General features: G+C 68.3%; 10 protein-coding genes. 6 read left to right on the top strand and 4 right to left on the bottom strand.

The window, feature by feature from the left end; all coding sequences use genetic code 11:
- Window positions 1–60 precede the first annotated feature (60 nt).
- Complete coding sequence (locus tag IO39_RS55525) at window positions 61–528, bottom strand: hypothetical protein (RefSeq protein ID WP_157549751.1); 468 nt, start codon at window positions 526–528, stop codon at window positions 61–63.
- Window positions 529–942: 414 nt separating this feature from the next.
- Between IO39_RS55525 and IO39_RS57165 the strand changes: the two genes are divergently transcribed.
- Entirely contained in the window at window positions 943–2,517 is a 1,575-nt protein-coding gene (locus IO39_RS57165; protein ID WP_211267377.1) for a helix-turn-helix domain-containing protein, read from the top strand.
- A 1,025-nt stretch (window positions 2,518–3,542) separates the two neighbouring features.
- Here the strand turns inward: IO39_RS57165 and IO39_RS57160 are convergent.
- The gene (locus IO39_RS57160; RefSeq protein ID WP_211267376.1) at window positions 3,543–3,749 is read right to left on the bottom strand and encodes a hypothetical protein; all 207 of its coding nucleotides are present in this window, start codon (window positions 3,747–3,749) and stop codon (window positions 3,543–3,545) included.
- Window positions 3,750–4,142: 393 nt separating this feature from the next.
- Here IO39_RS57160 and IO39_RS42485 point away from each other — a divergent pair, with 393 nt between their 5' ends.
- Window positions 4,143–4,685: a hypothetical protein gene (locus tag IO39_RS42485; RefSeq protein ID WP_043637048.1), complete on the top strand. Its 543-nt coding sequence runs from the start codon at window positions 4,143–4,145 to the stop codon at window positions 4,683–4,685.
- Between the two features lie 113 nt (window positions 4,686–4,798).
- Window positions 4,799–5,299: a hypothetical protein gene (locus IO39_RS42480; protein WP_157549749.1), complete on the top strand. Its 501-nt coding sequence runs from the start codon at window positions 4,799–4,801 to the stop codon at window positions 5,297–5,299.
- A gap of 118 nt (window positions 5,300–5,417) precedes the next feature.
- Here the strand turns inward: IO39_RS42480 and IO39_RS42475 are convergent, their stop codons facing one another.
- Both IO39_RS42475 and hxlB read right to left on the bottom strand, forming a co-directional pair.
- Complete coding sequence (locus IO39_RS42475; protein WP_052424118.1) at window positions 5,418–6,188, bottom strand: triose-phosphate isomerase; 771 nt, start codon at window positions 6,186–6,188, stop codon at window positions 5,418–5,420.
- 78 nt (window positions 6,189–6,266) lie between these two features.
- A complete protein-coding gene (gene hxlB, locus IO39_RS42470; RefSeq protein WP_052424117.1) occupies window positions 6,267–6,875 on the bottom strand; it encodes a 6-phospho-3-hexuloisomerase in 609 nt (202 codons plus the stop codon).
- Window positions 6,876–7,382: 507 nt separating this feature from the next.
- Here hxlB and IO39_RS42465 point away from each other — a divergent pair.
- From IO39_RS42465 to IO39_RS42455, 3 genes are all read left to right on the top strand, one after another.
- Complete coding sequence (locus IO39_RS42465) at window positions 7,383–7,700, top strand: hypothetical protein (protein WP_043637042.1); 318 nt, start codon at window positions 7,383–7,385, stop codon at window positions 7,698–7,700.
- Window positions 7,701–7,994: 294 nt separating this feature from the next.
- On the top strand, window positions 7,995–8,882 hold the full coding sequence (locus IO39_RS42460; RefSeq protein ID WP_211267378.1) for an IS5 family transposase: 888 nt from the start codon (window positions 7,995–7,997) through the stop codon (window positions 8,880–8,882).
- 167 nt (window positions 8,883–9,049) lie between these two features.
- The gene (locus IO39_RS42455; protein WP_043637037.1) at window positions 9,050–9,379 is read left to right on the top strand and encodes a hypothetical protein; all 330 of its coding nucleotides are present in this window, start codon (window positions 9,050–9,052) and stop codon (window positions 9,377–9,379) included.
- Window positions 9,380–9,783 lie beyond the last annotated feature (404 nt).

The following is a 9,783-nucleotide window of genomic DNA, read 5'->3' as shown; positions in this document are numbered from 1 at the left end:
ACGGTGGGGAGATAACTGGCCGCCGTTGGGGAGAACACCGTGGCCGCCAGCGGGGACATCTCAAGGCCGTCTACGGGGAGAACTCAAAGGCCATTGACACTTGTGCCCGGCGTTGGTGACGCGCAGGTAGCGGGGAGTGCCGTCGCAGGGCCACTTGGCCGTCTTCATGATCCTCCAGGCCCCCCACCGGTTCCGGTACTCGAATACGGTGCGCATGGTTTGGCCCTTGCCCCAGCAGCGGGCCTTGACCTGCATCACCCGGTGCCCGTACTTGCGATCCCAGACCACGCTCCAGATGTTGTCCCGCTTCGACTGGTGCTTGAGGGTGACCCACTTGGCGCGTTTGGCCGCCGCCTGGCCGAAGACCGCCTCAACCCTCTGGACCGAGCTCGACGCGGCGGCAGCTGAAGCCTGAAGCGTGATGCCGGCCGCCTGGGCGGGGGCCGAGGCCATGGACATGGCCATGGACAGGGCCGCCGCCGAGGCGGCGCCCAGCAGCCCGGCCCGGGTCGCGAGGTTGGTGCGCATTGAGATGTTCTCCTTTGCTGATCGGATCGGCGACGGCCCGTAGTAACCATCGCTCGGATCGTCGTGGCGGAGCCGGGGAGATCTCCAGCAGTCGCGCGGGCTGAAGGGGCCCGGCTCGCCGGCGCGGAGCGCTGACCGGGCGTGCTCGAGTTTTCTCTCTGACTCGCGTGGTGGTGCGGCTGCGTCACCGCCTCTGCCACTCGCGGGTCTCGAAGCACTTGTGCGCGCCATCTCCTTGACCGCTTGTCCGCCGCGGCCCCGTGACATCAGGATCATGGCGATGGGATTGTTCGGCAGCCCTGCTCAGGCAGGCAAACAATGAGGTTTCTCGAAAATGGGATCCTGTCCGCGCCCCGTCGAGCCGGTGGCGGCCGAGGCGTCCGCATCACCGCAGTGAAGAGGGGTGGCCTCGCCGTGGGCCGTCGCGAAAGTCCTGTGGATCCGGCGGCGGGGCCGGTTCACCGCTTCGCCTCCGAGTTACGCCGACTCCGCCAGGAGGCGGGCGGCCTCACCTATCGGGAGATGGCCAGGCGGGCGGGCTATTCGGTCACCACGCTGTCGCAGGCGGCGGCGGGTGAGCGTCTGGCGTCGCTGCCCGTCGTGCTGCCCGTCGTGCTGGCCTTCGTGCAAGCCGGCGGTGGGAACGCCGGCTCGTGGGGGGAGATCCGGGTCCTCACCCCGGGCGAGCACCCGATGCGCCACGCCGAACGGCTCCTCGCGGGCGAGGGCGGTGCGCTGAGCGTGGTCGATCAGTTCGAGGAGGTGTTCACGCTCTGCCACGACCAGCGCGACCGCGCGCGGTTCACTGATCTGCTGCTCCAGGCGCGGCAACCACAAAGCGGGACGGGCGTGGTGATCGCGGTGCGCGCCGACTTTTACGGCCGCTGTGCCGAGCACCGCGAGCTCACCACTGCCCTGCGCGAGGCCGGGGGGCTGACGGTGGAGCGGACGCTGACGGCCGCCATCGTCGCCGACGTCGCCGACGAGGCCGGGGCGCTGCCGCTGATGTCGCACGCGCTGCGGGAGGTCTGGCGCCGCCGTATGGGCAAGCTGCTGACCTTGGCCGCCTACGAGAGGCTCGCCACCGGCGCCGGCATCGGCATCGGCATGGAAGAGATGTCCTCGCTGCTGGAACACCTGGCCGTGCTCGACGCTCTCGAAGAGGGCGCCTCCAGCGCGCTCGGCCACTACCTGGACCGCTACGCCGACCTGCTGGCCGGCCCTCCGCAAGCGGCCCGTCCGGTACGGGTGATCGGCGATCCCGTGCGCGCCGCACAGCTCACCGAGCTGATCGCGGCCAGCGATCGGGTCGCAGACCTGGATCGCCCGTTGCATGACCCAGCCGCGCCGACCGTCCTGCGGCCCGCCTACGACTCCGGCGATCACATCCATCTCAACGACGTGGGAGCCGAGGCCATAGCCGACACACTCGCCAGACTTATCATCGCCTCCCACCTGAACGCGGCGATCGGATGGTGCCGGCAACTCGCCTACCGGGACCGGATGGCCGCCGCCCCGGGGTCTGTACGGTCTCCTGGACAGACCCCCTGTACGAGGGTCGTTCCTGCCCTGCGGCGGGTTGCTCTTGGTCGGCGTCGGGGTCGGCTCGGGCCGGCCGCCGCTGATATCGACCGCGTGGAGTTCGCGGATGCCGCAGGTCAGCGGGACCAGGCGAGTGCCGCTGCCGTTGTCGGGGCAAGGCTGCTGAGGGTGGCCACCGCCTGTCCCTGTGACGGGCTGTTGATCTCGACGAGAACACCGTGCCGAACGCCGAACAGGGTAACCCCGCCGAGCCCGTGCTCGCGGATCCACTGCTCCGGCATCAGCCGCCGGCAAGGGGAGGGCCGCTCGCCCGGGTACGGCTTCTCGCACGCCGCCTGCGGGCCGTGCGACGCGACCGCGTGGAGGGTGACCGCGCTGGAACTGAAATCGAGAAAGACGAAGGTTTCGTGGGGGTCGTGCTCGATCTCGACCCATACGGGCGCCTGACCCGGGAGGCCGAGCAGCGGTATGTCAACGGCTGCCAGGGCGCGCTCCTCATGCCAGTTGACGAGCCAAGGGCGGCTTTGCAGCACCGTTGTGACGAATACGCCCATGCCGAGGGCCGCGCACAGCACGGGCCACCACCACCTGACGCGAGCGAGCACGTAGCCGGCGATCGCATAACCGATGGCCCCCGCCAGCAGGATCGGCAGACCGGAGAACGCCCGTGGCAAGCCGGTGATCGAGGGGCCAGGGGCAAGGGCGATCATCGCAGGGCCGAGCGCGGCGAAGGCACAGGTCCCCAGGAGAGCCACCCAAGGGGCCCGGTGAACCCGGAACCACCTGGTCAAGATGACGCCGAGAGGGATCGGGAGAAGCAAGGCGGCGAAGGCATGGAAGATGGCGATGCCTTCAGCGGTGACGTACAGCACGCCTTCAACCGCGCCAACGATCGCTCCGGCCGCCGCGGCTCGCCCCAGAGTGCCCAATCTTCGCATAGACGTTCATCATCGCAGAAAGACCCCACCTTCGCTCGCCCGCGGGACACCCGCGGACGGAACACTTGATCCATCATCTTCGGCGGCCATGCGGCCACTCGCTCAGGGGTAGGGGCATTCCGTTCATGCGAGCGAGGCAAGTGCCTCGGCGGGGTCGTCGGTGAGGGGTGCCGGACATGCATCTGTTACTCCAGGGGATCTCATGATGGATGGGCGGTAGCAACCACATCCAGAGCGCAGAAGCCGGAGCCGAGCAGCCCTGTGGAGTACGTGAAGGACCCTGCTCAAGGAGTTGAAGACAGCCTTGATCATCCCGCAATCTCTTGGCTCCATCCTGCTGATCCACATCGCAAGGCGGCGCCGCTCACAGAGAGCCACCGGCTGGAAGGTGGCGGCGGGGTCACGTCCACGGACGTTGGTGTGACGGGCGCAGCGCTGGCGTCGCGCTCGCCAGGTGCCCTCACGCGCTCGCGGTCCATGAGGTCGGTCGGTTCGGCTGGGATGATTGCAGGAGCAGGTCGTCGATGCGGCTGGTCAGGATGTCGGGCGGGCACGGTGGGGCGGTGTCCGAGCAGGGCGAGCGTACGCAGGGTCGGCGGTGAGCAGAGTCACCGCCGACTCCTTGGCGGCGGAGGCGCCGATCTCATCCTGGCCCTCCGCGGTGATGCGTTCGGTGATGTGGCGCAGGGCGAAGGCGAGCATCTCGTCCTTGGTGGCGAAGCATCGCTGCACCGCTCCCATGCACCGACGCGACACTCGCCGACCTGGCCGTGCACCTGCTCAATCGCCCGGCCGAGTGCTACGCCCGGCCGCTGCTTCGGTATGCCTGGCACTGCACTGCCCTGACCACTCGCCAGGCCCCGTCCCCTCACCGACACCACTTGGGCGTGGATCGCCGTCCGCCTCGCCGACGCGCCGGCATGGCCTCGCTGGTTGCCGTAGTGCCCAAGCCGCGCGCTGACGACAGCCCGGTGCCCCCTCGGCTCCGCTATTCAACCGGAAAGGTGATGCGAGGCATGAAGTCGGTGAGCGTGGTGTGGCGTTCCGGCTTCTATCACCTCGTCCGCCTCGGGCGGACAGTAGGGCTCACGGCGAGGGAGAGGCGAGGAAACCCATCTCTCTCAGGAGGAATCCTTGTTCACCATCCGTCGCCTTGTCGCGATCCTGGCCGCCGGTCTTGCCTTGGCGACCACCGCCGTGCCCGCTCAGGCCAGAGCCGACTCCCTGCTGGTGGAGTGCCCTACGGGCTATGAGACGAACACCTACGATCCCGGCCTGCTCCTGCTGACCTCGCGGAACGTCACGCTCAGCTCCATCGGTACCATCGGCAACTGCGTCGACGTGATCGGCGACCGGGCCACCGGCGAGATCGACCTGACCGGCAGCGGCCAGCTGACCTGCCTCGGCGGTAACGCCAGTGGCACCGCCACCGTGGACTGGAACCCAGCGGGCATTCCCGACACCCACTTCTCCTGGAGCGGCGCCGCAGGCCTGCGCCCGGGCGGCAACGCCGTCCTCGTCATCACCGGCACCGTCACCAGCAACGACATGCCGGGGGCCAGCGTCCTGTACGAAACCGTCCTGACCACTTCCCTGCAACAGACCCTGGGGTGCCTGGGATCCGGCCAGACCACCAACTCCGGCTTGGTCCTGACCTTCTCCATCGTCAACCTGTGACCGCCCGGACTGCCCTCCCCATCGAAGCCCACCCAGGAAGGCAGGGCATCATGTCCCACCATCCACCTCGTTCCGCCGCCGGCCCGGGACACCACGCCCGCGTCATCACCGTCTTGGCGATGATGCTGGCCGCGCTGCTCACTCCGGCGCTCACGACCTCACCCGCGCACGCCGAGGACCCGTTGATGGTGTGCACCGGCAACGTGGACCAGAGCTACGACCCCGGACTGCTCCTGACTCCGCAGCAGGTGCAGTTCACCGCCTCCATCGGGTACGCCACCTGCCTGGGCGATCCCGACGTCTTCGACGGCTACACCGAGCTGCAGGCCACCGTCACCAACAGCTGCCTGCTCAACCAGCTGTTCGGCAATGCTCTGCAGACCATCACCTGGAACAACGGTCAGACCAGCACGCTGGCTGTGAGCGAGGTCCGCGTCATCGCCGCCGGCACCGTCACCATCACCGGAACCGGTAGTGTCCTGAGCGGTCGCTACGTCGGCCACAGGGTCGTCCAGACCACCGTGATCGCCACCCCCGACGTCCTGGAGTGTCTGGCGCCACCCGGAGTCACCAGAGCCTCCGGCAACGTCACCTTCGCCCTGCTGCCTCTCTGAGGCCCCGGATCGAGACCGCCCGGCCTTGCTGTCGGCTTCTGTCATGGCGGCCGACCAGGAAGGCCAGGCGGCGACATGGTTCAGGGCACGAGCGTATGGCCGTCTCGGCGCCGTGGGCTCAGCGGTGCGCGAGGAGCTCGTCCATGACGTCACGCCGCATGCCGGCGTCGTATGCTGCGCGGCCGAGGCCGACGCCGTCAAGCGGGGCCGCGGCGGCCAGCCGGGTGAACACGCCCGGGGTCACCGCGCCGCCGTACAGCAGTCGGGCCGGCCCGGGCCGCCGAGCGGTCAGGCGGCCCAGAACCTCGAAGACGGCCGCCGCGTCGCCCGGGTCGGCGGCGCGGTCGCCGCCTATGGTCCAGGCGGGCTCGTACATCACCGCGAGCGGGGCTTGATCGGGCAGCCGCCGCAGCACCGGCTCGGTCTGCGCTGTCACCAGGCGCACCAGCTCGGCGCGCGGGCACGGCTGCAGCTCGCCCACGCACAGCACCGGGACCAGGCCCGCTCGGGCAGCGGAGGCGGCTTTGTCGGCGATGAGCGCGTCGTCCTCGCCGAGGAGGCTCCGCCGTTCGGCGTGCCCGACCATGACATAGCTGCAGCCCAGTTCGGCGAGCAGAACGGCCGACACCTCCCCGGTGCACTCCGGAGTGTCCGGCCACAGGTTCTGGGCGCCGTGGGCGAGGCCACTGCCGGCCAGCAGGCCCGCGACCGCGGACAGCGCCGGATGGGGAGCCAGCACGAACAGGCCGGCAGCGGTGAGCCGGTCGGTGTCGCCCAGCAGCTCGCCGATCCACTCGCGCAGGCCGCGCAGGCCGAGCCGCGACTTGGTGTTGGTCACGGTGAGGAAGCTCGGCAGCGCCGGGGACAGCGGTTCGACGCCGTGGGTCATCTGCATCCTCCACGCCAGTACGACAACAGGGCCGGGCGGTGCTTCGCGTACGGGAAGAGCCGCGGCCGGTGATGGTGCTCATTCGAGGTTGGTGTGCCTCTGACGCATCTGGGCGGTGTCGATGGCGGCGAGCTTTTGCACGGTCAGCACCACACCGTCGAAGAACAGGTATGCCGCCTGCTCGAACAGGGTTCCCATGAATTGACCGGTGTCGTCGGTGTCGTAGCCGTCCGGCCCTTCGGACAGCCGGATGACCAGGTCCGCGAGCCGTGCGAGCGGGGAGTTTCCGGCGGACGTCACCACGGTGAGTCTGGCTCCGGCTTCCTTGGCCGTCTCCGCGAGCACCAGCACCGTAGGCCGTTCTCCGGAACCGCTGCACGCGACCAGGAGGTCGCCAGGGCCGATGCTCGGTGTCGTGGCGGCACCGGCGACATGGGCGGCCAGCCCCAGGTGCATCAGGCGCATCGCGAAGGACTCGACCGCCATGCCGGAGCGGCCCGCGCCGGTGACGTATACGTTCCGGGCACTGAGCACCTCATGGATCAAGGCGCTCGCGCCGGCCGGGCTCGCCCGGCCGAGCACGTCCTGCACCGCGCCGAGGATCCGGTGCAGGCTCTGCCCGAACAGCGCCTCGGTGCTCGTGACGGCGGGATCGCCGGGTTCTACCGGTCCGCTCTGGCCAATCATGGCGATGAACTCTCATGGTGGTGATCGGTATCCGGCTCGGGAAAGGCAGGCCGTCCTGCCTGCGGAGGGGCACCGAGGAGCATCGGATGGGCCGCGGGTCAAGGAACGATGATCTACGCAGACCGGTGCGCGTCCGCTTCCTCCCGCTGTTGCCACTCTGCGATTCAGGCCCGAGAAGCCGGAAGTGCCGCCAGACAACTGTCACTCTCTGCACCTTTCTCCCTACCGAACGTTCGACACGAGGCCCCTGCGATCACTCTTCCTGACGATAGGTAGCGCGCCGAGTCCGATCAGTAACGTCGATGTGGCTTTATGGGGCTATCTGAGCGCTTCGCCCGAAGAGGACAGTGAAGAGCCCTAGGCGAGGGACGGGCGAGGAGCGGTATTCATCCCTCTTTCAGGAGGTACTCGTGCATCGCGTCGCCAGAGTCCTGACCGCACTTGCCACACCGGGCGCCATCACGGCCATCTTCACTCCGGCCGTCCGGGCCGAGGCACTCTGGTGCCATGCCCCGCGGCGGGCAGTTCCACGCCAGCAGCGAAGGCGACATCAACTGCCTGACCGGCGGGCCCAGCGAAGGCGTGTTCGCCTTCACCTGGAACACTGGCCAAGTCACCCAGGCCAGATACCCGGAGCTCACCATCAGCCTGCGTCCGGCAGGGGTGACCGCCATCGCGCTCACCGGCGAGGTGATCAGCGGCCCCTACCAGGGCGGAACCATGCTCCTGCAGATCGCCGTGCTCGACTTTGACCTGCTGGCCTGCCTGCGAGGCGACGTCGACGCCCTGGGAGGAGCCATCGTAACCACCTTCACCGACCTGTGATGCCCGAGCGGACCGGTTGGGGGCCACCGAGCAATCCGACCTCCCGCCTGTTCGGCGAAGCCCGGGACCGGTCCGACACGTTCGGGGCGCACCGCCGGGTCACTCGACGACCATGTCACGTCGCCCTGCATCATCGGCGGCCTGGGCGCCTCGGACGTCACCTACGCCTAGGGCGTGTTTCAAAAGATCACGACGTGATGGGTGTGTCGTTGATCGCTAAAAGAAGAGGTCTCCGGTAGTTGGTTCAACGACCAAGAAGAACGAAACACCGGAGACCTCGTGGCCAGCGTAGCGGTGGCGGGGCGGCACGACCTCACAGACGCGCAATGGGCGGCACTGGAGCCGCATCTGCCTGTTGCGTCGCGCAAGGGGCGTCCGCCGAAGTGGAGCAGGCGGCAGTTGATCGACGGGATCCGGTGGCGGATCCGGGCCGGGGCGCCGTGGCGGGATGTGCCCGCCTGCTATGGCCATTGGTTCACGATCTATGGTCTGTTTCGCCGCTGGCAGCGTGCAGGGGTGTGGGCGCGGATCCTGGCAGGTCTGCAGGCGTGTGCGGACGCCGCCGGGAAGATCGGCTGGGTGGTGAGTGTGGACTCCACCGTCAGCCGGGCGCACCAGCATGCCGCCGGTGCCCGCCGGGACGGCCATCTGCAGAAGGAACCGCCCGGTGGTGTTTCCAGCGAACCGGCCGACCATGCGCTGGGGCGCTCGCGTGGGGGGCTGACCACCAAGACCCATCTGGCCTGTGAGCAGGGCCGTAAGGTGCTGGCCGCGGTGGTGACCGCCGGGCAGCGGGGCGACAGTCCGCAGTTCATTCCGGTGCTGGGCAGGATCCGGGTGGCCCGCCCCGGTGGCGGCCGTCCCCGGACCCGCCCGGATCGGGTGCTGGCAGACAAGGCCTACACCAGCAAGGCCAACCGGAGTCACCTGCGCCGGCGTGGCATCAAGGCTTGTATTCCGAGCAAGGCCGACCAGGACGCCCACCGCAAGGCCAAGGGATCGAAGGGAGGACGTCCGCCTGCCTTCGATCCCGAGCTGTACCGGTTGCGTCACGCCGTGGAGTGCGGCATCAACGCGCTCAAGGGCAATCGGGGCATGGCAACTCGCTATGACAAACTCGCCGTCCGCTACGAAGCCGTCATCATCATCGCTGCGATCAACGAGTGGCTCAAGGCGTTATGAAACACGGCCTAGTACGGCACCAACGGCACACATGCACCGCCAAGTTTGAGCCGTCCGCGAAGACCGTCATCACCCACATGGGGCATCGCCGTCGCGAACGGCTTCACCAGCACGGCCGCGAAGGACACCGACCGAACTCCGGACACCACTCACAGTGAGGATCAGCCATGCCACATCTCCCCCGAACCGCCACCGCCCTCCTGACGGTGCTACCCGCCGTCGCGTTGGTCACGGCTCTGACCGCCCCCGCCGCCGCCACCACCAACGCCTCCGGCACGTTCTTCTACACCGATCTTGTCGGTGGCAACCAGCAGATCCAGAACCCGCCCATCGGCCAATGCCACCTGGTCTCCACCCTGGGAACCAGTGCCGACAACCGCACCGACGCTACTGCCGTCCTCTATACCGACACCAGTTGCGCCCTCCTGGCCAACCCGGTCCCCTCAGGCAGCACAGTCACCTTCCTGTTCAAGTCCTTCCGCTTCACCACCCCCTGACGGCCGACGGCGCCCATAGTGACCCGGGCCACTATGGGCTCTTGACATCACGCGGAACGGGGCGACGTCATCCGCTCGCCCCATCCACGTTGCGGCCCGGCAGCGCCTGCTCCGCCAGGGCCGGACGGCGGTGACGACGTTTGAGCGCTCCCATGACAGGCAAAATGCAGAGTCCCATTGAGAGGATCCACCCTCATGATTGATGACACAGGCCAGCCGCTCTTCGCGCGAGCAATAGCCAAGACCTGTGGATCATGAGTTCCTAGTGCTCTGACCGGAAATGATCACCGGGTTGGCGCGTAAGACGGTCCTGCCGGTTGGATGGTGCTGATCACGTTCGATCGGCAGTCGGGAGGCCCGGTGACGCAACCGGTCAAGGTCCGCAGGCTCACGGACCAAGAAGG

The organism is Nonomuraea candida (genome assembly GCF_000725485.1).
Classification (GTDB): domain Bacteria; phylum Actinomycetota; class Actinomycetes; order Streptosporangiales; family Streptosporangiaceae; genus Nonomuraea; species Nonomuraea candida.
This window is presented reverse-complemented; position numbering and strand designations above follow the sequence as displayed.

What these genes read in the sequence shown, in the direction of transcription:
- IO39_RS55525 (WP_157549751.1), bottom strand. Translation starts at nt 528, where the DNA reads ATGCGCACCAACCTCGCGACCCGGGCCGGGCTGCTGGGCGCCGCCTCG.
- IO39_RS57160 (WP_211267376.1), bottom strand. Translation starts at nt 3,749, where the DNA reads ATGGGAGCGGTGCAGCGATGCTTCGCCACCAAGGACGAGATGCTCGCC.
- IO39_RS42475 (WP_052424118.1), bottom strand. Translation starts at nt 6,188, where the DNA reads ATGACCCACGGCGTCGAACCGCTGTCCCCGGCGCTGCCGAGCTTCCTC.
- hxlB (WP_052424117.1), bottom strand. Translation starts at nt 6,875, where the DNA reads ATGATTGGCCAGAGCGGACCGGTAGAACCCGGCGATCCCGCCGTCACG.
- IO39_RS42465 (WP_043637042.1), top strand. Translation starts at nt 7,383, where the DNA reads ATGCCCCGCGGCGGGCAGTTCCACGCCAGCAGCGAAGGCGACATCAAC.
- IO39_RS42455 (WP_043637037.1), top strand. Translation starts at nt 9,050, where the DNA reads ATGCCACATCTCCCCCGAACCGCCACCGCCCTCCTGACGGTGCTACCC.